This window comes from Faecalibacillus sp. TM498 (assembly GCF_020589955.1).
GTDB lineage: Bacteria > Bacillota_I > Bacilli_A > Erysipelotrichales > Coprobacillaceae > Faecalibacillus > Faecalibacillus intestinalis.
Genome location: NZ_JAJDKB010000009.1, coordinates 1 through 20,017 on the forward strand (window position 1 = coordinate 1; position 20,017 = coordinate 20,017).

The window sequence follows — 20,017 nt, forward strand, 5'->3', positions numbered from 1 at the left end:
GGGCATGCCCCTTGTTATCAATTCCTTAATTCCAGTTTCATTTTACAATACAGGAAATATAAATTTTAAAAAAAATTGTAATTTTTTATTGCAATCATTTCATATTCATGCTAATATATATGAGCAGTTGAAAGTAAGCAATGTCTACGTAGCTCAGCTGGATAGAGCACACGCCTTCTAAGCGTGCGGTCAGGGGTTCGAATCCCTTCGTGGACGCCATTTAATAAACAACAACCTCTGGGTTGTTTTTTATTTTATACAAACGTTTAATCCAGAGATAAATATCTCTGGATTCTATTTTTACTATTTTGTTATTTTTATAAATTATTCAATTATATTTGTGGACCACATTTATTTTTTAACTTAATCCTGACAATGATCTCATAACAAGATCAACATCCCTATTTTCTAATTCTTGTATAATATGTAAATACGTTTTTTGTGTCGTATTCATACTAGAATGTCCTAATCTTCTTGCTACACTTGCAATCGATACCCCAGCAAATAAAAGTAAAGATGCGTGAGTATGCCGTTACGGTATAATAACGACAAACAGAAAAAGCCTTTATTTTCAAGGGGTTTGAGCGTTTGTCGTCTTTTATTCAATTCCTTTTCCAAGTTGAAAATTGACGAAAACTATAAAGAAAAAAGGAGGCTGTTTTATTAACGACAAAATTTAATAGTGCCAGCGGTCCGGCTTTATGTCTGACCGCTGGTTGCCGTGGGCGTTTCACTTTTATAGGTGGACGCCCTTTTTTCATACTCATTTTCGAGAGAAAGGAGATCCACATGGAATTAAACGAAATGGAAAAAAAGCTGCTCTTTCAAGTGGAGGGCGATTATCAGACAAAGATCCTGAATGAACTTTATATGACCGTGCGGTATTCAAATAATTCCGAACAGCGGGAGGCGGCAGAAGGTCTTATGGCAAAACTTCGTGTTCTGTCAAATGCAGAGTGCATGGACTTGGTAAAAGATATTCAGAAGAATTACCGTCTGCCCTATCCAGCCCGGACGATTGGAGAAAAGATCGCCGAGGCCAGACAACAATCAGGGGCAGAAAAATTGAAGGGGCATGACATCATGGCACTTGAACGCTTTGATCCAGAAGTAAAGCACATGATCGTCTTTGATGTATTGTCTTACGATTCCCCTGTTGGCGACAAAGGCGATAAGATGCGCTTGTTCCTTACAGATGCCGGCTATCAGAAATTTTTAGAGAGCCAGGAACGGGGCGAAGTGAAACTGAAAAACCATGCGAAGGTCTCTGACGGTCATCTCCATTATGACCGCAGGGATCATGCCTTGTAACGGAATAGTCGAAGAAAGGAGGCGGTACAATGGCAGTATTCCGTGTAGAGAAAACAAAGGACTTTACGATAATGAGCAATCACCATCTGCGCAATACGGAGTTGTCCTTAAAGGCAAAGGGGCTTTTATCACTTATGTTGTCGCTGCCGGAAGATTGGGATTATACCACAAAGGGACTCGCCCATATCTGCAAGGATGGTGTGGATTCTATCACTACTGCCCTGAAGGAACTGGAGCGGCATGGTTATCTCACCAGACAGCGCCTCCGCTATGATAACGGGCAGTTGGGAGACATTGAATATACGATCCATGAGCAGCCTGTAAGTACCGAAAACACAGGGCTTTCACCTAAACGGGAAAATCCAAGACAGGTAAAACCAGAACAGGCAAAACCTAAACAGGCGGAACCTGAACAGGAAAATCCGGCACAATTAAATACTAATCCATTAAAAACAAAAAAATCAAAAAAAGATAAATCAATAACTTATCCATCAATCTATCCGGCAGAGCCGGAAGCGGCAAACCGCACGGATGGGATGGATCGGATAGAGCTGATAGAAGCCTATCGTGAAATCATCAAAGAAAATATTGAATATGACTTACTGGTCTTACGGTATGGCAGGGAACGTTTGGATGAAGCCCTTGAACTTATGCTTGAAGTGATTTTGTCGAAACGCCCTTACATTCGCATTGCCGGAGATGATTTTCCGAGGGAAATCGTCAAGAGCCGGTTCCTGAAGATCAATTCCGGCCACTTAGAGTATGTCTTTGACTGTATCGACAAGAACACAACGAAGGTCGGAAACATCAAAGCGTATCTGCTGGCGGCGCTGTATAATGCCCCGGCTACAATGGACAGCTATTACCGTGCCGAGGTCAATCACGACCTGTACGGCTGTTAGGCACCTTTGGGTGTCTTTTTTCATTTCATCACAGGAAGGAGGCAAAGCACAATGAAAAGAAACACTGTGCCGGTACTATGCCCGGCGTAACCAAAGAACAGATTCAGGCAGCGCGGGAAGCTGACTTGTTTACTTACCTGCAATTCCATGAACCCGGCGTGCTGAAACAGGATGGACCTAATTTCCGGCATAAGGAGCATGACAGTCTGGTATATGTGACCGGGAAAAGGTACTGGTACTGGAACAGCCGCGGACGGAGTATCAATGCGCTGGACTACCTGATCCAGATTCGGGGATATGGTCTTGTGGATGCGGTTCATGCTCTGGTAGGTGGCGAAATCCCACAGGAACCGGCTTACCGAAGTACGGCAGAAATACAGGTATCAAAAGAGCCGGAAAAGAAAACATTCGCTCTCCCCTGGGCCAGACGTTGCGCGACCGCTGCGGTCTTCTATTTGCAGAAACGGGGGATCAGCTCAGAAGTCATTCGCCAGTGTTTACAAGCCGGGATTTTTTACGAAGCCCGGTATCATGGAGAACCGGTTTGTGTGTTTGTTGGGAAAGATGATTCCGGGAAAGCGAAGTTTGCCTGTATGCGCAGTATCAGCGGCAATCTCAAAAAGGATGTCTATGGCAGCGACAAAGGATATAACTTTTGTTATCCCCCGCAAAGTCCGGGCAGCCGGCATGTGGCAGTCTTTGAAGCTCCTATTGATGCGCTTTCCCATGCGACACTTCAAGAGCTGGAGGGATGGAAATGGAATGGTTATCGCTTGTCTTTGGGCGGTACTTCCCATGTGGCGCTGACTTCTTTCCTGGAACGCCACCCGGAGATACGGCGTGTTACCCTTTATATGGACCACGACCTTGCCGGATTTGTCAATGCCCGGAAAATCAAGACCATGCTTCACGAGGATAAACGTTTCCGTCATATCCGGGTAAGTGTCAACCCTCCCCGGATGGGAAAAGATTACAATGAGAAATTGCTGCTGGTTCGGGAACAACTGCAAACCAGCCAGCACCAACGCCGCCCAAAAGAGGCGGCTGTTTCAATTTAGGGAGGATTTCAACATGAATGGATCTCAACATATCTGCTTTACAGACAGCGCCGGAAAAGCGCTGTTTTCCATTCCCGACAATGGTTTACTCTGCCTGTTCTATGGAAACGGGGACAGGCACTTTGCTGTTTGTCATCGTCTGGATGACACCCATGCAGAAATTGACGGGGTAAATTATTCGATGCCGGACTTTGCCAAAAGGATGAAACACAACCAGATCAGCTTTGCCCCGGCATAAGGCTGGAAAACAAATAACAGGAGGATTTGAAAATGAAAAAAATTGAAAATACCGCTTTGCAGATGATTGCCGAGGCTTCCCGGTGTCCAGACTACGGCCCCGATATGGTTAAATCGCTGATGAAAAAGCTGGACATGAACGAAAAGGGCTTTGCGCTTTTGATGAATGTTGCCCCATCCACAGTGCGTCTTTGGACCAGCGGAGCTGCACAGCCTTGCGGCACAGCAAAACGCCTCATGCAGATTTATGAAACCGGTCCGGAGATTGTCGGCAAGATTGCCGGCGGGCAGCTACCGGCAGATGGGAGGGATTGATTAAATGGCGGGGACAGATAGCCAGCCGTTTGCGGAAAATGAGCAGGTCAAAGAGCTGCTTCACATGAAAGGAGGAATTTGATTGAATCAGGAACCACTACCGCAGATTCATTTGATCCGCGATACAGACTTATCCGTCTTTGCGTATGAACTCCATATTTTTGCCGGAGATTTTCTTAGAGAATGCGAATTCAATATGCGTTCTCTGGCAACAAATACCGGGGCTGATTCCATTGCCATCATGGGGAAAAATCACATGTGGCTTTCCGACGCCTTATTTGCTTATTGTTCTACGGCGGATCTTCATCAAATGATCTTAACAACGGAGTTCATCGGAGCGAGGGCTTTCCTGTTTCATACGGATCGGAGCGAGGGCGGTCACTTGTACGGAGATGTCCTGATGATGGATTTAGACACGCTGCGGCAGGATATAAAAAGAAATATCCTCTATCCCTGCGGCGTCAATATTGAACGCAAAGATGGTTCAGCGGCTACGGTCAGCCTGAAAGAATGGACTGAAATGGAGCTTTACGAAAAAGATGCTCTGAAAAGTTGGGGATTTTCTTATGCCCCGAATCAAGTTACGGAATGGCAGTACCACTATTCCACGATGTTCAGACAGTGGATGGATCAGGCATTTCGTTATATGCCCCAGGATTTAGAAGAACGCCTGAATATGCAATATATGGAGGCAGCCCAGAACCCGGATATGGATAAGTACCGCATACCACAGGGAACGGCAAAGCAGATGCTTCTTTATGACGAAGCCCCTGTGTATCGCCTTCTTCCATCCGGTTCGGAGAAAATTGCGCCCATCGCGGCAATCTCTACGGGCCTGTGGTATGAAAATTACCGGGAGTTTGCCATTGCACCGGAGGATTTAGGCGCTCTGGACAAACTGATCCGCAGGGAAACTGACCGGCTCACAGGAAACCTCCCACAACTTCACAAAAACGAAGAACGCCGCCCTGCCCCGGAGCGATAAGAATTTTACACTGACTGGAGGTGATGAAGATTGGCAGGAGTGCATGAAGATTTCGGCGAAAAGATCGGCGGTGCGAAAAAAGACCTGTGGAAAGACCGCGGGCTGTATGCAGATGATCTGGAAGCCATGAATGAGCGCGAAGCCGAAAAATTTGTGAAAAAGGATAATGTTTGGAAAAAGCCGGACTATGCAGCCATGCTGGAGGAAGGGATTCCTCTTGGCGTGGTCTATTTTATTAAAAAAGCAAGAGACGGCTTAAACGCTTCCCCTCAGTATTACCGCACGGATGACACCCCGGAAACACGGACCGCGAGACAAAAGGAATATATAAAAACAGTCCGGGAATTGCAGACAGTGCTTTCAGATGTCCGTACTGTGGAGGATGCTGTGAGAGCCTATGACCGCTTTTTCGTTGACAATGGATATTTAGAAAAGGTACAGGGCTGGGGAAGCGGAATCCATTACCGGGCAACGAAAAAGGGACAGGACAATCCCGTGATCACAAACAAATTGTCCAATACCATGCTGATCCGCTCAGCTGAATATTTTGAGCGCAACTTTACTCAGGAAGCAAAAAAGGAACAGTTTTGTGTTTCCAAAGAGCAGAAAATACCGAAAGGTTATGCGATCCACTTCAACGACGGGAAACAGACCTATTCTAAAAATGGGGACTGGAAACCCGGTACCTACTATGTGACAAAAGGCTATTCGATCCTGCGGACCAATTTTGGGACCAAAGAAGCTGCCCTGAAATGGGTGCAGGAACTTGCCAAAGGCAGGAACAAAAACGGAAAGATCCGTTTTGTCCCTCCACAGCTTGCCCATGTCAAACGTACCGGACCGGATTATCGGAATGGCGTGGAGATCACCGGACAGCATTATCTTGATACCTTTGGGTTCCGCGGCGGTGAGTTTGGAAACTGGATGAACCAGAACGACCGGCAGACCTCCCTTAACATGGGATTTGAAGCACTAAAGGATCTGGCGTCAGCCCTTAAGATCAGCGATAAAGATATTGCTTATCAGGGAACACTTGCTATCGCTTTTGGTGCAAGAGGCAGCGGCAATGCTGCAGCTCATTATGAACCTTTGCGTACAGTCATCAATCTTACAAAAATGCACGGGGCCGGTTCCCTGGCACATGAATGGTGGCATGGACTTGACGATTATCTTGGTACAAAGATGAGAGCAAAAGGGATGCTGTCAGAACAGCCCCACCTCTATGCGCCGTTCCAAAAACTCATTGACACCATGAAGTATAAACCGGAAACACCGGAACAGGCAGCAAAGCGCACGGAAGCACAAACAGAACGCACCCGGAAAAATGCGGCAAGCTGGCTGGATTCCTCGGTTCTTGCCTCCCTGAAACGGTATGGCAATGAGGAACAGATGGAAACCTACGCAGTCTTGCGGGAAGCATTTTTGTCCGGCGAACCCGGCTCTGTGGAACAGATCAGCGCATTTAAGAAGAATGTTACCGGCCGGGTAATTCCCAAAAGTGAACGGGAACGGCTGGAAATTTTTGAGCGTATGCTTTCCGGGATGCAGGCGCAGGAAGCTCCGCAGATTGGACGGACGGAAACTGATTTTTACCGTAATTCGGTACGCATGGGAAAAGAATGTGAAAAAGACGGCGGTTATTGGGACAGCAATGTGGAAATGACAGCCAGAGCCTTTGCCTGTTATATCAAGGACAAACTGCCCTACACATCGGATTATCTGGCAGGCCATGCCGACTGTGCCCTTACCCTGGTTTCCGGTAAAGACGGAGAAATGGAGGTATTGAAAGCCTTCCCTGTGGGGGAAGAACGCCGTGCAATCAACGCTGTTTTTGACGAGATCATTCAGGATTTGAAACGGGAACAGCTATTGACCCATGCCGATGTAACGCTTCCCCTCTCTGTTTCTGAACTTCGTGAGGCGGCGGACGGGCAGCTATCCATGTTCGGCGTCGGCCGTCCTTCCGTGATGGATCAGCTTGCGGCAAACAGGCCGGCAGATAAAAAATCACCGGCACAGACGTTTTCCAGAAAAAACCACGAGCCGGAAATATAGCAGGAGGTGAACAGCATTTTGGAAGAAAATAAAGATTATCATGCCTACCGGTATGGCGACCACTTGACGCCGGGATCAGAGCTTAAAATTGAACACAGCGTAGTTTGTGAAAATGTGGATATTTCTACTCTGATCACAATGGGAATAGATAGCCTGGAAGCCATGCGCCAGGGAAGTATCGACGGGGAGCAGAAAGCCTATGAAATCGTGGTGGCTGCTGCAAAACAATGGGAACAGCAGGCAGCGGCAACACAGACGATCAACCGGGCTTTGGAATATCTTCGTACACCGGAGATTGAACATACCGGCAACCAGTGGAAAGACACCGATAACTGGAGGGCGGATCAGAAAATCAGCAACCGGGTCTATCAGATGACCTGCAGTATTTGGGAAGATACGAAATATGACAGAGAAACCAAACAGAGTGTTCCGATTGCCTGGTATGTGACATGGGAAGTCCGTATTCATTCCCCGAAGCAGGGATATGGAGCAAAGATTGCCGGACAAAACCAGAAACGATATACAGATAAGAACGCAGCCATAAAATACCTGGACGGGCGAAAGAAAGCCTATTCCCATTTATTCACGGAAATTTCCCCGCCGATCCCGAAAGAATATGAGCACCATTTTATGGTTCACGGTACTCTTTTACCTGGCTATACGGTTGAAGGACTGGAACAGGCCAAAACGGAACATGCCGCCGCCGAGGTTTCGGAGGGCGGTATTTTTACACCCGAAAACCAGGAGAAGCCTTCCGTCCTGGGGAAGCTCTCTGTGGCAAAAACTCAGGAAAAAACGCCAACCACTCCCGGTACGGCAATGAAAAAGAAGGAGGATATACAATTATGAAAGTGTTAATGGTAGAGCCGGGCAAGTCCCCTTATGCTGCGGAGATCGAAAGTGGTCTGAAATCCTTGCAGGCGGCAGTGGGCGGAGATATTCAGGCGGTCTATCCGTATGAGGACCCGGTGGCTCTGATCTGCAATGAAGAAGGCAAGCTGATGGGGCTGCCTTTGAACCGAGCTCTCTTTGACGATGACGGCCACATCTATGATATTGTGTCCGGGAATTTTCTGATCGTTGGTCTTGGCGAGGAAAATTTTACAGACCTTTCCCCGGATCTGATGGAGAAATATGGGGAGCAGTTTAAGTACCCTGAAAAATTTGCAAGGCTTGCCGGCGAGATCATTGCAGTCAAGCAGCCTGCAACCAATGAGCACCGGGAAAAACCGATGATGCACCATTCCGGCCCGGATTTGTAGAAAGAAAGGAGCCCATTATGTTAATGGCAGTAAATGAACCTTATGCCCTTATGGTGCAGCCGGACGATATTCTGATCTCTCCCCGTGAGGTAGATGAACATTTTGGGACGATGGTATGCTTTCATCCCCGCTATGCGCTGGGCGACCATCACAACCATATGGACAAAGATGACTTCCTGCGGGAAATGTATTTAGATACCGTAGGACATGATGAAGCCGGCATGAAACGCTATGAACGGATGGTAAACATTGTAAGCAGCCGTTTCCGGCATGGACCAAAGACAGAGGAACGGGCGATCGATGAAGCAATGCAGAAAGTAATTTCGGAAAAGTATCTGATGCTCCCCCTCTATCTCTACGACCACTCAGGTCTTGCCATGAGTACAGAAAGTTTCTCAGGCAGGGCTCCTCATGCAGAATGGGACAGCGGACAGGTCGGCTGGATCTATGTTTCCAAAGAAGATGCCCTAAAGGAATTTGACGCTGACAAGATGACCGGCGCCATCCGGCAGAAAGCGGACGCACTGATGCGCAGCGAAGTCGCCGCTTATGATTCCTATCTGCGTGGCGAATGTTATGGGTTTGAGCTTTATAAAAACGGGGAGCTGTCGGATAGCTGCTGGGGCTTTATGGGTAACTTTTCCGATGTGTTGAAAGATATGGCGGCATACCTCCCGGATGAGTGCAAAGGGATGGTCGATCATCTGGAGGAACAGGAACGCCCGGCTACGATCATCAAGACGCTTTTGAAACATGCTAAAATTCAGGTCGATCAGGCAGCAAAAGCCTTTGAACACGCTTCCCGACAGCAGGTTCTTGGGGAAAGCCGGTAAAAAGTTATTTCCATATTATAAATACCGATTTTATCAGAAAGGAGGATGCTCTTGCAGGAAGAACTCGAACAACGAACGGTTTCTGTTTCTATACAGGCAGCAAAACTGTCAGGGCGGGTACTGCGTGCGGCTATTGCTGCGGTACTCCAAAAGATGGAACAGGAACGCACAATGCCAAAAGTCGGGCGCAACAGCATGAAGCGGCTGACTTATAAAGACCCCGGAGCCAATACCATTGAAGTTTCAGGGCGAATCCGCTCTTTTGAACGGTATGCCAGAAAACATCAGGTACGCTACCATATAGAAAAGGAACTTGGGACCGATCCCCCAAAATGGACGGTATATTTCAAGGCAAACCAGGCGGATGCACTGACGGCAGCTTTTAAGGAATATACAAAGAAAGACCTTACACGCAGCACCAGACCGTCGCTGCTTATACAGCTTCATAAGTTCAAAGAACTGGCACAGTCGCTTGGCCGTGACCGTGTAAAGAACAAAGAACACGGAGGACCGGAACGATGAAGATTGATGCAGAAACATTGAAAAAACAGGTCATTCTCCATCTGCCTTATGTTCTGTTCCTTCTGGTATTTGCCAAGCTGGGCGAAGCGGTGCGGCTGGCTCCCGGAGCAGACGCTTCCCAAAAGCTGTTAGGACTGTCCGAAGGCTTTGCCCTTGCGTTTCAGAGTATGTGGCCGGGGGCGGCAATGGACTGGCTGATCGGTTTCTGCGGTGCAGCCATTATGCGGCTGGCAGTCTATCTTAGAGGGAAAGACGCTAAGAAATACCGCAAAAATGTGGAATATGGTTCTGCAAGATGGGGAAATAAAGCCGATATTGCCCCGTTTATGGACCCAAATCCGGAAAACAATATCATTCTTACCCAAAGTGAAGGACTGATGTTAAACGGAAGGCCCAAAAATCCGGCCAATGCAAGAAATAAAAATGTACTGGTAGTCGGAGGATCAGGTTCGGGAAAAACGCGCTTTTTCATCAAGCCCAATCTGATGCAAATGCACAGTTCCTACGTCGTCACCGATCCGAAAGGTACAGTCCTTGTGGAATGCGGAAAGATGTTGCAGCGAGGCACACCAAAGCTGGACAAGGACGGAAAGCCTGTGCGTAATGAAAAAGGAAAGATCATCTATGAGTCCTATAAAATACGGGTATTCAATACGATCAATTTCCAGAAAAGTATGCACTTTAACCCGTTCGCCTACATTCATTCCGAGAAAGATATTCTGAAGATCGTCACTACCCTAATCGCCAATACCAAAGGCGAAGGAAAAGCCGGAGACGATTTCTGGGTCAAGGCAGAAACCCTGCTCTATACGGCACTGATCGGATATATCTATTATGAGGCTCCGGCAAACGAACAGAATTTTGCCACACTGGTAGAAATGCTGAACGCAATGGAAGTCCGTGAGGATGATGAGTCGTTCAAAAATGCCGTTGACCTTCTCTTTGACGCGCTGGAACAGAAAGACCCGGATCATTTTGCCCTGCGTCAATATAAGAAATATAAGCTCGCTGCCGGAAAAACAGCCAAGTCGATCCTTATTTCCTGTGCTTCCAGACTGGCTCCTTTTGACATTAAAGAAGTCAGGGAAATTACCATGTATGACGAACTGGATCTGGATATGCTGGGAGATGAACGGACTGCTCTTTTCCTTATTATGAGTGATACGGACGGGACCTTTGCATTTTTGATCAGTCTGATCTATTCCATTTTGTTTAACCGCTTGTGTGAGCGGGCGGATGATGTATATGGTGGAAGGCTTCCCATCCATGTGCGCTGCCTGATCGACGAGGCGGCAAATATCGGGCAGATCCCGAACCTGGAGCGTCTTATGGCGACCATCCGAAGCCGTGAGATCTCTGCCTGCCTGGTGCTGCAGGCGCAAAGCCAGCTCAAAGCCCTGTATAAAGACAACATGGACACCATCATCGGTAACTGTGACGCCTCCCTTTTCTTAGGAGGCAAAGAAGAAACCACCTTAAAAAGCTGGAACTCCCTATTGGGGAAAGAGACCATCGACCTGTATAACACCAGTGTCACAAAGGGCAATCAGGAATCCCACGGACAAAATTTTCAAAAGCTGGGAAAGGATCTGATGTCGGTGGATGAACTGGCAGTCATGGACGGGGGTAAATGTCTGTTGCAGATCAGGGGTGTGCGGCCGTTCCTCTCCCGGAAATACGATATAACCAAACACCCAAATTACAAACTGCTTTCCGATTTTAATGAGAAGAACGCTTTTAATATCGAAAAGTTTCTTTCTACCCGGATGCCGATGCGTCCCGGTGAACGATACCGCAATTATGAAGTCACAGCCGAAGATCTGGCTTCCCAGACTTTATAAAGTTGTTCCTGCCTGTCAAAGCATGACGCCCTGGCAGGCTTTGTTTTTGTCACGATGAAAGGAGGATTTTTTGAGGATTCGTGATTCTCCCTGAAAAGTAAATAACCGCAGGATTTTTCCTGCCCCATGCCGCCGTGCTGTTTGAAACAGATTTTTTCTAAAAACAGTGCGGCGGCTTTTTTTGTTTCCGGCCTGATACGGCCATATCACAAATTAAATTTCTGAAATTAAAGGAGGAACATTATGGCATTTTTTGCAAGCGCGATTGATACTTTGAAGATCCTTGTGATCGCCCTGGGCGCAGGTCTGGGCGCATGGGGTGTTGTAAACCTTCTCGAAGGTTACGGAAATGATAACCCAGGTGCAAAATCCCAGGGGATCAAGCAGCTTATGGCAGGCGGAGGTATCGCTCTGGTTGGTGCAACGCTGATCCCGCTGCTTTCCGGCCTGTTCGGTTAAGGGCTGACTTATGGGCAGTCTGTTTGAATGGATAACAGACTGGATTAAAGAGGGCCTGATCGATGCGATCACCGGACAGTACACCAGTATTTTCAACTCCGTCAACAACCAGGTTGCGGATGTGGCAAATCAGGTAGGACAGACCCCGCAGGGCTGGAATGGCGGCGTGTTTTCCATGATCCAGAATCTTTCGGAAACCGTCGTCATTCCCATTGCGGGCATGATCCTTACCTTTGTTCTGGTGTATGAACTGATCCAGATGATTCTCGAAAAGAACAACATGCACGAATTCGATACATTCAACATCTTCAAGTGGATTTTCAAGACTTTTGTTGCCACTTACCTGCTCACCAACTGTTTTACGATTGTGATGGCGGTCTTTGATGTGGCCCAAAATGTGGTGTCGCAAAGTGCCGGTGTCATAAACGGGAACCTGGATGTGCAGGCGGCATTGTCTGACCTGGAAACCCAGCTTGAAGCAATGGGAATGTGGGAACTGATTGGATTGTGGCTGGAAACCAACATCATCAATCTGTGTATGTGGGTACTGTCCATCGTGATCTTTGTCATTGTATATGGCCGTATGATCGAGATTTATTTAACCGTGAGCCTTGCACCGATCCCGTTTTCCACAATGGCAAACCGGGAATGGGGACAAATGGGAACCGGGTATCTGCGTTCCCTTTTTGCCCTGGGTTTTCAGGGTTTTTTGATCCTGATCTGTGTTGCCATTTATGCAGTGCTGGTCCAGTCTATCCCATCGTCCGGCGACGTGCACGGCGCGATCTGGGGAACGGCGGGTTATACGGTACTGCTGGCTTTTGCCCTGTTTAAGACAGGTTCGTTATCCAAATCCATATTTAATGCAAGATAGCATGAACAAAACCAATTCTAAAAAGGAGGATTTTATATATGAGTAAAACCAATACAGAAAAAATGGCGCCGGAGACACAGACGCCGGAAATGGCAAACGGCATGAAGCTGGATGTCCGCGTGCGTCCGATCGCCCCAATGGGAAACCTGCTGGCGTTTGCCAATGTTACGATTGGCGGATGCTTTAAGATTGACGGCTTCCGTATCTGTTCCAGTGAAAAGGGGCTGTATGTCAATATGCCCGCAACCCAGGATAAGGGAGGCAACTGGAAAGATGTCTGCTGGCCGGTTACGGCAGAGTTCCGCAAGCAGCTCAACGATGCCCTGATCGATGGGTACGGGCAGGCTATTGAAAATTTGCAGGCAACTCTTGAAGCAACAAAGGGAGCTGCGGAAAAGCCTTCCCTGACCGGTGCATTGAAGGAAAATGCCGGTAAGGTCAAAGAACAGCCGACTAAACCTGCCCCATCTAAGAATGAGCAGGCTCGCTAATGCCGGAAACGAAAAAGTACGGCATTATCTATGCCGATCCGCCCTGGCATTATGACAGGAAACATGGAAGCGGCGTTGCGGAAAACCATTACCCCACAATGAGCATTGAAGAAATCTGTGCCCTGCCGGTATCGGAACTTGCCGCAAAAGACAGTGCCCTTTTTCTGTGGGCGACCTTCCCGCAGCTCAATGAAGCCTTCCGGGTGATCGATGCCTGGGGATTCAAATATAAAACGCTGGCTTTTCTATGGCTCAAACAGAACCGGAAAGCGGATAGCTGGTTTTATGGCATGGGCTTTTGGACCCGCTCAAACGCGGAGGTCTGCCTGCTGGCAACCAGAGGCCGTCCGAAACGCCAATGTGCGGGAATCCATCAGTTTGTGATCTCCCATATTGAGCAGCACAGCAAGAAACCGGACGAGGTGCGGGATAAGATCGTAAAACTCATGGGCGATCAGCCCAGAGTGGAACTGTTTGCAAGACAAAAGACACCCGGCTGGGATGTATGGGGCAATGAAGTGAACTGTACGCTGACTATGCCGGAGCGAAAGGGGTGATTTTGATAGAACAAGATGCAAAGCGGCTGCTTATGGAACGGCTGGACGAGTGTTTGAAGGTTCATGCGGATATGCTGGATGCACAGAACATCGGCAGTATTTACGAGTTACAGGGACTTTCGGAACTCCACTATTATCTGAAGGTTGAGCATGTATTTACTCCGGCGGAAGTAGAGGCGCTTCTTTCTTTTCAGGACCCGTTGGATGTAGCCCGATGGTGTTGGGAAGAAAATAACCATGAACACAGTTTCCCGATCTGCGATCTTCTCAAAGAAATTGATGCAGAGCAAAAATTTGAACATTTCACAAGCGAACCTTCCGCACAGGACAAATATACGCTCCTGATGAAACGGCTGGGACAGAATTACTTTGCTTACAGGGAAAGCCTTATGTCAAGAGATAAGGAATCCTTAATTGAAAAAGCTGCTGAAATTACAGCCATGCAGGAGGCGTATTCCTATCTGACAACAAAGTTTGAGTTCAGGGATGAAATGCTGGATGATGTGCTGGCGCTTGAGAATCCTTTGAAATACTTTGCAGACCGTTGGCTTATGCCGGTTTCAGATGTGTTCGACGTGGATATGGATATTCGGGAAAATATTGCCGGAATCCGAGACAGCCAGGAATACCTGTGTCAGAGAGAGCCGGCTGTTTCTGTCCTGGCACGGCTGCAAAATGCGGCTCAGGAAGTGCGGGAATGTCCGGCTGCGGAGAAACCGGTACGCGATTTCGGTGCACGGTAATGGGCCGGAAATTATATTACGATGGGAGGTGTATAGATGCCTTATGTACCTGTACCAAAGGATTTAACCAAAGTTAAGACTAAGCTGGCCTTCAATCTGACGAAGCGCCAGCTTATTTGTTTCAGCCTTGCCGGACTTGTCGGCCTTCCGGTGTATTTCTTTACCCGCGGGGCGATCGGCAATTCGGCGGCTGTACTTTTGATGATCGGGCTGATGATGCCCTTTTTCTTCTTCGCCATGTATGAGCGTGACGGGCAGCCGGCAGAAAAGATCTTGAAGAACCGGCTCCGTTATAAGCTCTGGCCGAAGGACCGTCCATACAGGACGGATAACCTGTATAAATCTATGTCAAAGAAGGAGGTTACAAAGATTGCCAAAAAACAAGCAGCAGGAAGCTCAGGAAAAGCGTCTGCAAAAAAATATCAGGCAGGCCAAAAAGACCAGAGCCGATGCAAAGCAGGGCAAAACTAAGTCTGCCCGTTCCAAGCCGTCTAAAAAAGGCGGCTTTTTTGCCGGGCTGAAAGCAGATGCCCCGCAGACGGTCCAGCAGAGCATCCCCTACCGTGAAATGTACCGGGATGGGATCTGCCGGCTGACTGATACCCTTTACACCAAAACGGTGCAGTTTTTTGATATTAACTATCAGCTTGCACAGGCAGATGATAAAGCACAGATCTTCGAGGGTTACTGCGATTTCTTAAATTACTTCGATGCCTCGATCCATGTGCAGCTTACCTTTATCAACCAGCGGGCCAATATGCAGGATTTTACCAGAAGCATTGACATCCCTCCCCGCGGCGACGAGTATGACGGAATCCGCAGGGAATACGGGGATATGTTAAAGAACCAGTTGCAGAAAGGAAATAACGGTCTCACCAAACGCAAATACATTACCTTTGGAATCGAGGCAGATGACCTGCGTACTGCGAAAATGCGTCTGGAACGCATTGAAACGGATGTGCTGGCAAATTTCAAGACCCTGGGAGTTCAGGCGAGATCCTTAAACGGACTGGAACGTCTGGAACTTCTTCACAGCCAGCTTCACCCGGACGGTCAGGAAAAGTTTCATTTCCAGTGGTCGGATCTGCCTAAGACTGGTCTTTCTACCAAAGACTTCATTTCCCCATCCGGGCTGTCTTTTTCAAAGGATGGAAAGACATTCCGGGTAGGCGACCATTCCGGTGCTGTCTCCTTTTTGCAGATTTTGGCGCCGGAGCTTACCGACCGGCTTTTAGCGGATCTTCTTGACTTAAACGACGCCGTGACCGTCAACCTGCATATCCAGTCTATCGACCAGGCGCAGGCGATCCGAAACATCAAGCGTAAAATGTCGGACCTGCAGAAAATGACCATTGAGGAACAAAAGAAAGCGGTCCGATCCGGGTATGACATGGACATCATTCCCACCGACCTTGCCACCTATGGAGAGGAAGCCAAAAATCTTTTGCAGGATTTACAGAGCCGCAATGAGCGCATGTTCCTTGTGACGGTACTGGTGGAAAATATCGCTGCCAAACGTCAGAAGCTGTTTAATGATATTTTTGCCGCTTCGGGTGTGGCACAGAAATACAACTGTGCCTTAAAACGGCTGGATTACCAACAGGAACAGGGGCTTATGTCCTCGCTTGCTCTTGGCACGAACCAGATTGAAATTGAGCGCGGGCTTACGACCAGCAGCACAGCGATCTTTGTACCGTTTACCACCTGTGAATTGTTCCAGGAGGGCGAGGCGTTGTATTACGGTCTGAACGCCCTTTCCAATAACCTGATCATGGCGAACAGAAAAACGCTGAAAAATCCCAATGGGCTGTTTCTCGGTACCCCAGGAAGCGGTAAATCTTTCTCTGCCAAGCGTGAGATCGTCAATGTGTTTCTTCTGACGGAGGACGACATCATTATCGCTGACCCGGAAAATGAGTATGGGCCGCTGGTACAGCAGTTCGGTTCCCAGGGGCAGGTCATTGATATTTCTCCTACTTCCACGAACTACATCAACCCGATGGACATCAATCTGGACTATTCCGATGATGAAAACCCAATTACTTTGAAAAGTGATTTTATCCTGTCGCTGTGCGACCTTATCATCGGCGGCAAAGAAGGGCTTTCCCCTATTGAAAGGACGATCATCGACCGTTGTACCAGACTGGTGTACCGGGAATACCTGCAGAACCCATGCCCGGAAAATATGCCGATCTTAGGCGATCTTTACGAGCTGCTTTTGAAACAGTCTGAACCGGAAGCACAGAATATCGCAACGGCACTGGAAATCTATGTCAATGGTTCCCTTAACGTGTTCAACCACCGTTCCAATATCCAGATGGATCAACACCGGGTACTGTGTTTCCAGCTTAAGTCACTGGGAAAAGCCTTAAAGGAAATCGGGCTTTTGATCATGCAGGATGCGGTGTGGAACCGTGTCACGGCCAATCGCTCCAAACATAAAACAACCTGGTTCTATATCGACGAATTCCATCTTCTTTTGAAAGGGCAGACAGGAAGTTTCAGCGTGGAGATCTGGAAACGCTTCCGTAAATGGGGCGGAATCCCATCAGGTTTAACGCAGAATGTCAAGGACCTTCTGGCTTCCCGTGAGATCGAAAATATTTTTGAGAACTCGGACTTTATCTATATGCTCAACCAGGCCCAGGGAGACCGTCAGATTTTGGCAAAGCAGTTGGGGATCTCCCCGCACCAACTTTCGTATGTGACCCATTCCGGTCCCGGCGAGGGGCTTTTGTTCTTTGGAAATGTGATCATCCCCTTTGTGGACCACTTCCCGAAGGACACACTCTTGTACAGCGTGCTTACCACAAGACCGGATGAAGTGGCGGGGACCAAAGCATGAGGCAAAAATTAAAATGGATCGGAGGTGAGAACAATGGCACACGACAGGGAATTTCAAAGGAAGCGTAAAGATACCCGGATGCCGGTGCGTGATTCCCACGGGGAGGATCAGCCGGCAGCCAGGCAGACCGAACAGGATTTTGACCTGCGCAGGGCACGGGACACCCCTTCTTCTGTCAACGGCAAGACACACAGGCAGGACATCCCTGTACAGACGGAATTTTCCCAGCTATCACCGGAAACACCGGCGTCCTTGCTGGAACAGGGCGAGGCTTATGCAGCCGCTTTGGATGTTTTTTCGGATCACTTTGAGACGCCGGAGGCTGCCAGGATAGAGCCCCCGATACAGGAAAACGGGCGAAGCAATTTCCGGCAGGAGGTTTCCAGGCGTTCTCTTGTAACAGAGGATGTGACAGACCATGATACCGGACAATATGCACCTTCTTCTGAAGGAACAGCCCCACCGAGCGGCACAGACAGATCCGGTCAGGAACATCGTTACCGGACACATCAGCATGGGAACAAATATCAGCAGCGTTTTCAGGAAGCGGCACAGGCGGAGGAACAGGCAGCACAAAAGGAAAAGGGTGTGGATAGCGAACCGCCGAAAACATCCAAGCTGGAATTTACTGCGGATGAACTGCCGCCGGAGACAAAGGATAAAAAGCTCACCCATGCAAGACGGAAGGCGGAACGGACTGCACAAAAAGCAGAGCAGGCGCAAAATCGTCTGCCGGCCCGGAAGAAACTGCGCATGGAGACGGTTTCCGACCCGGAGACCGGAAAAGCCAAAAAACACTTAAAATTTGAAAAGGAGGTTAAATCCCAAAAGGCCCATGTAAAAGGACCTGTACCCCTGCGTCCGGTCAAGGCGGGCGCCAATACTGCTATTGGTTACGCTCATAAAAAGATTTATGATGCAGAGGATGAAAATGTGGGGATCAAGGCAGCCCACCGCTCTGAACTTGTGGGCGAGGCGGGGCTTCGCACGGCATATCACCGGCATAAAACTGCCCCCTACCGAAAGGCAGCGAAATTACAGAAAAAATCAGCAAAGGCCAACGCAAGACTTGCTTACCGGCAGGCTCTTAGCGACCACCCGGAGCTGAAGAAACATGCGATTGCCCGGATATGGCAGAAACAAAAACTGAAAAGGCAGTATGCCAAGGCTGCCCATGAAGCCGGGAAACAGGCAAAAAATGCCGCAGTCGCAACAGAGAGGGTCAGCGTCGGTATTGTCCATGCGGTCAAACGGCACCCTGTGATCTGCCTTGTCCTCCTGCTTCTCCTTTTGGTAATTTTCCTGATCATGTCCCTGTTTTCCACATTCTCCAATATTGGAACCGGTGGTCTGGGAAGTCTGGCTGCTTCTACCTATCTCGCAGACGATCAGGACATCAATCAGGCGGAGCTTACCTATACCGAGTGGGAAACAGATTTGCAAATGGAAATAGACAGGGTGGAATCAGACCGCCCCGGCTATGACGAATACCGGTATAACCTGGGTGCGATCGAGCATGACCCGTATGTGCTGATGGGGTATCTGACTTCTGCTTATCAGGGATTTACTTACGATGAAGTGGAAAGCGTGCTGCGGCAGCTTTTCCAGGAACAATATACCCTGTCCTTTTCAGAAGAAACCGAGATCCGTTATCGCACAGAAACTTCCGTTGACCCGGAAACCGGGGAAGAAACCCAGGAGGAAGTGCCTTATGAATGGCGCATCTTAAATGTCAAGCTCACGGTCACACCTTTGGAAAACCTGGTCGTTTCCCGGATGAACGCAGACCAGAAAGAGATCTGCGAGATCCTGCTGCAGACAAAAGGAAACCGCCAGTATGTCAAAAATGTCTTTGGCACCAACTGGCTCCCTTATGTGACCAGCTACTACGGCTACCGGGTACATCCCATCAGTGGGGAAAAGAACTATCACACCGGTGTGGACATCGGGATGCCGGAGGGCACAGAGATCCTTGCCGGGCATGACGGAACGGTCACCCTTGCGGGAAATGCCGGCGGTTATGGCTTATGTGTCGCCATTGAAGGCGAGGCATACGAAGGACATACCCTGACGACCAAATACGGGCACTGTTCCCAGATCCTTGTTTCTGCCGGGCAGGAGGTCAAAGCCGGGGATGTGATCGCAAAGGTCGGGAATACCGGAAATTCCACCGGTCCCCACCTGCACTTAGAAGTTCTGGTTGACGGCCAGTATTTGAATCCCCTGTATTTTGCTGATACCGGCGATACCAGCGAACGGCACCTGCCGGAAGTTGGTTCAGGCGGCACAGGAAACTACTTCGATTATGACATTCCACCGGAAGCCCTTGCGGATGAACAGTTTGCCGCAATGATGGCCGAGGCGGAAAAATATCTTGGCTATCCGTATGTATGGGGAGGCGCAAGCCCTTCCACTTCCTTTGACTGTTCCGGCTATGTGTCCTGGGTGATCAACAACTGCGGCGTCGGCTGGAATTTTGGAAGGCTGACTGCGGACGGTCTTTTAGGTGTATGTACGCCGGTATCAAGCGCAGATGCAAAACCGGGCGACCTGATCTTCTTCCAGGGGACCTACAATACCAGCGGTGCAAGCCATGTAGGGATCTATGTAGGAAATGGAATGATGATCCACTGCGGAGACCCGATCTCTTATGCCAACATCAATACAAGCTACTGGCAGCAGCATTTTTATACATTTGGGCGTCTGCCTTAACAGATTGGAGGTAAT

The 20,017-nt window shown here is 48.6% G+C and carries 20 protein-coding genes, 1 tRNA gene and 1 pseudogene; 21 read left to right on the top strand and 1 reads right to left on the bottom strand.

What is annotated here, in order from left to right:
• Nucleotides 1-142: 142 nt before the first annotated feature.
• A tRNA-Arg gene (locus LJD32_RS04215) sits at nucleotides 143-219 on the top strand.
• 139 nt (nucleotides 220-358) lie between these two features.
• Here LJD32_RS04215 and LJD32_RS15455 read toward each other — a convergent pair.
• Nucleotides 359-520: pseudogene (locus LJD32_RS15455) on the bottom strand (site-specific integrase); the annotation flags it as partial.
• Between the two features lie 269 nt (nucleotides 521-789).
• Here LJD32_RS15455 and LJD32_RS04220 point away from each other — a divergent pair.
• The 20 genes from LJD32_RS04220 (at nucleotide 790) to LJD32_RS15460 (ending at nucleotide 20,002) form a co-directional block, all read left to right on the top strand.
• The gene (locus tag LJD32_RS04220) at nucleotides 790-1,311 is read left to right on the top strand and encodes a DUF5720 family protein (RefSeq protein WP_005361050.1); all 522 of its coding nucleotides are present in this window, start codon (nucleotides 790-792) and stop codon (nucleotides 1,309-1,311) included.
• A 29-nt stretch (nucleotides 1,312-1,340) separates the two neighbouring features.
• Nucleotides 1,341-2,213, top strand: a complete 873-nt coding sequence (locus LJD32_RS04225) for a DUF6017 domain-containing protein (protein ID WP_005361053.1) — start codon at nucleotides 1,341-1,343, stop codon at nucleotides 2,211-2,213.
• A 77-nt stretch (nucleotides 2,214-2,290) separates the two neighbouring features.
• Nucleotides 2,291-3,271 (top strand): DUF3991 domain-containing protein, encoded by a 981-nt coding sequence (locus LJD32_RS04230; protein ID WP_067536870.1) that lies wholly within the window; start codon nucleotides 2,291-2,293, stop codon nucleotides 3,269-3,271.
• 13 nt (nucleotides 3,272-3,284) lie between these two features.
• On the top strand, nucleotides 3,285-3,509 hold the full coding sequence (locus LJD32_RS04235; protein WP_005361058.1) for a hypothetical protein: 225 nt from the start codon (nucleotides 3,285-3,287) through the stop codon (nucleotides 3,507-3,509).
• Nucleotides 3,510-3,541: 32 nt separating this feature from the next.
• Nucleotides 3,542-3,823: a helix-turn-helix domain-containing protein gene (locus LJD32_RS04240; RefSeq protein WP_005361060.1), complete on the top strand. Its 282-nt coding sequence runs from the start codon at nucleotides 3,542-3,544 to the stop codon at nucleotides 3,821-3,823.
• Between the two features lie 82 nt (nucleotides 3,824-3,905).
• Nucleotides 3,906-4,808 (top strand): hypothetical protein, encoded by a 903-nt coding sequence (locus LJD32_RS04245; protein WP_040446567.1) that lies wholly within the window; start codon nucleotides 3,906-3,908, stop codon nucleotides 4,806-4,808.
• Between the two features lie 39 nt (nucleotides 4,809-4,847).
• A complete protein-coding gene (locus LJD32_RS04250; RefSeq protein ID WP_226897047.1) occupies nucleotides 4,848-6,863 on the top strand; it encodes an LPD1 domain-containing protein in 2,016 nt (671 codons plus the stop codon).
• 18 nt (nucleotides 6,864-6,881) lie between these two features.
• On the top strand, nucleotides 6,882-7,712 hold the full coding sequence (locus LJD32_RS04255; protein WP_040446570.1) for a hypothetical protein: 831 nt from the start codon (nucleotides 6,882-6,884) through the stop codon (nucleotides 7,710-7,712).
• Nucleotides 7,709-8,125 carry a DUF3846 domain-containing protein gene (locus LJD32_RS04260; protein WP_005361068.1) on the top strand — a complete coding sequence of 139 codons (417 nt, stop codon included), beginning with the start codon at nucleotides 7,709-7,711 and terminating at the stop codon, nucleotides 8,123-8,125. Before LJD32_RS04255 ends, LJD32_RS04260 begins: the two co-directional genes overlap by 4 nt.
• Nucleotides 8,126-8,142: 17 nt before the next feature.
• Nucleotides 8,143-8,958, top strand: a complete 816-nt coding sequence (locus LJD32_RS04265; RefSeq protein WP_005361071.1) for a hypothetical protein — start codon at nucleotides 8,143-8,145, stop codon at nucleotides 8,956-8,958.
• 45 nt (nucleotides 8,959-9,003) lie between these two features.
• Nucleotides 9,004-9,480, top strand: a complete 477-nt coding sequence (locus tag LJD32_RS04270) for a PcfB family protein (protein WP_005361074.1) — start codon at nucleotides 9,004-9,006, stop codon at nucleotides 9,478-9,480.
• A complete protein-coding gene (locus LJD32_RS04275; RefSeq protein ID WP_005361076.1) occupies nucleotides 9,477-11,321 on the top strand; it encodes a VirD4-like conjugal transfer protein, CD1115 family in 1,845 nt (614 codons plus the stop codon). The genes LJD32_RS04270 and LJD32_RS04275 overlap by 4 nt, the downstream gene beginning before the upstream one ends.
• A gap of 243 nt (nucleotides 11,322-11,564) precedes the next feature.
• Nucleotides 11,565-11,780: a Maff2 family mobile element protein gene (locus LJD32_RS04280; protein ID WP_005361081.1), complete on the top strand. Its 216-nt coding sequence runs from the start codon at nucleotides 11,565-11,567 to the stop codon at nucleotides 11,778-11,780.
• Nucleotides 11,781-11,790: 10 nt separating this feature from the next.
• Nucleotides 11,791-12,654, top strand: coding sequence for a VirB6/TrbL-like conjugal transfer protein, CD1112 family (locus LJD32_RS04285; RefSeq protein ID WP_005361084.1), 864 nt, complete (start codon nucleotides 11,791-11,793; stop codon nucleotides 12,652-12,654).
• Nucleotides 12,655-12,692: 38 nt separating this feature from the next.
• A complete protein-coding gene (locus LJD32_RS04290) occupies nucleotides 12,693-13,145 on the top strand; it encodes a SpoVG family protein (RefSeq protein ID WP_064785871.1) in 453 nt (150 codons plus the stop codon).
• The gene (locus LJD32_RS04295) at nucleotides 13,145-13,702 is read left to right on the top strand and encodes an MT-A70 family methyltransferase (RefSeq protein WP_173726314.1); all 558 of its coding nucleotides are present in this window, start codon (nucleotides 13,145-13,147) and stop codon (nucleotides 13,700-13,702) included. Before LJD32_RS04290 ends, LJD32_RS04295 begins: the two co-directional genes overlap by 1 nt.
• Before the next feature lie 2 nt (nucleotides 13,703-13,704).
• The gene (locus LJD32_RS04300) at nucleotides 13,705-14,445 is read left to right on the top strand and encodes a hypothetical protein (RefSeq protein WP_217780176.1); all 741 of its coding nucleotides are present in this window, start codon (nucleotides 13,705-13,707) and stop codon (nucleotides 14,443-14,445) included.
• Between the two features lie 36 nt (nucleotides 14,446-14,481).
• Nucleotides 14,482-14,916 (top strand): PrgI family protein, encoded by a 435-nt coding sequence (locus tag LJD32_RS04305; protein ID WP_005361092.1) that lies wholly within the window; start codon nucleotides 14,482-14,484, stop codon nucleotides 14,914-14,916.
• Complete coding sequence (locus tag LJD32_RS04310) at nucleotides 14,855-17,290, top strand: VirB4-like conjugal transfer ATPase, CD1110 family (protein WP_373130278.1); 2,436 nt, start codon at nucleotides 14,855-14,857, stop codon at nucleotides 17,288-17,290. Before LJD32_RS04305 ends, LJD32_RS04310 begins: the two co-directional genes overlap by 62 nt.
• 33 nt (nucleotides 17,291-17,323) lie before the next feature.
• Nucleotides 17,324-20,002: a CD1108 family mobile element protein gene (locus LJD32_RS15460; protein WP_173725468.1), complete on the top strand. Its 2,679-nt coding sequence runs from the start codon at nucleotides 17,324-17,326 to the stop codon at nucleotides 20,000-20,002.
• Nucleotides 20,003-20,017: the final 15 nt, after the last annotated feature.

What these genes read in the sequence shown, in the direction of transcription:
- LJD32_RS04220 (WP_005361050.1), top strand. Translation starts at nt 790, where the DNA reads ATGGAATTAAACGAAATGGAAAAAAAGCTGCTCTTTCAAGTGGAGGGC.
- LJD32_RS04225 (WP_005361053.1), top strand. Translation starts at nt 1,341, where the DNA reads ATGGCAGTATTCCGTGTAGAGAAAACAAAGGACTTTACGATAATGAGC.
- LJD32_RS04230 (WP_067536870.1), top strand. Translation starts at nt 2,291, where the DNA reads ATGCCCGGCGTAACCAAAGAACAGATTCAGGCAGCGCGGGAAGCTGAC.
- LJD32_RS04235 (WP_005361058.1), top strand. Translation starts at nt 3,285, where the DNA reads ATGAATGGATCTCAACATATCTGCTTTACAGACAGCGCCGGAAAAGCG.
- LJD32_RS04240 (WP_005361060.1), top strand. Translation starts at nt 3,542, where the DNA reads ATGAAAAAAATTGAAAATACCGCTTTGCAGATGATTGCCGAGGCTTCC.
- LJD32_RS04260 (WP_005361068.1), top strand. Translation starts at nt 7,709, where the DNA reads ATGAAAGTGTTAATGGTAGAGCCGGGCAAGTCCCCTTATGCTGCGGAG.
- LJD32_RS04265 (WP_005361071.1), top strand. Translation starts at nt 8,143, where the DNA reads ATGTTAATGGCAGTAAATGAACCTTATGCCCTTATGGTGCAGCCGGAC.
- LJD32_RS04270 (WP_005361074.1), top strand. Translation starts at nt 9,004, where the DNA reads ATGCTCTTGCAGGAAGAACTCGAACAACGAACGGTTTCTGTTTCTATA.
- LJD32_RS04275 (WP_005361076.1), top strand. Translation starts at nt 9,477, where the DNA reads ATGAAGATTGATGCAGAAACATTGAAAAAACAGGTCATTCTCCATCTG.
- LJD32_RS04280 (WP_005361081.1), top strand. Translation starts at nt 11,565, where the DNA reads ATGGCATTTTTTGCAAGCGCGATTGATACTTTGAAGATCCTTGTGATC.
- LJD32_RS04285 (WP_005361084.1), top strand. Translation starts at nt 11,791, where the DNA reads ATGGGCAGTCTGTTTGAATGGATAACAGACTGGATTAAAGAGGGCCTG.
- LJD32_RS04290 (WP_064785871.1), top strand. Translation starts at nt 12,693, where the DNA reads ATGAGTAAAACCAATACAGAAAAAATGGCGCCGGAGACACAGACGCCG.
- LJD32_RS04295 (WP_173726314.1), top strand. Translation starts at nt 13,145, where the DNA reads ATGCCGGAAACGAAAAAGTACGGCATTATCTATGCCGATCCGCCCTGG.
- LJD32_RS04305 (WP_005361092.1), top strand. Translation starts at nt 14,482, where the DNA reads ATGCCTTATGTACCTGTACCAAAGGATTTAACCAAAGTTAAGACTAAG.
- LJD32_RS15460 (WP_173725468.1), top strand. Translation starts at nt 17,324, where the DNA reads ATGGCACACGACAGGGAATTTCAAAGGAAGCGTAAAGATACCCGGATG.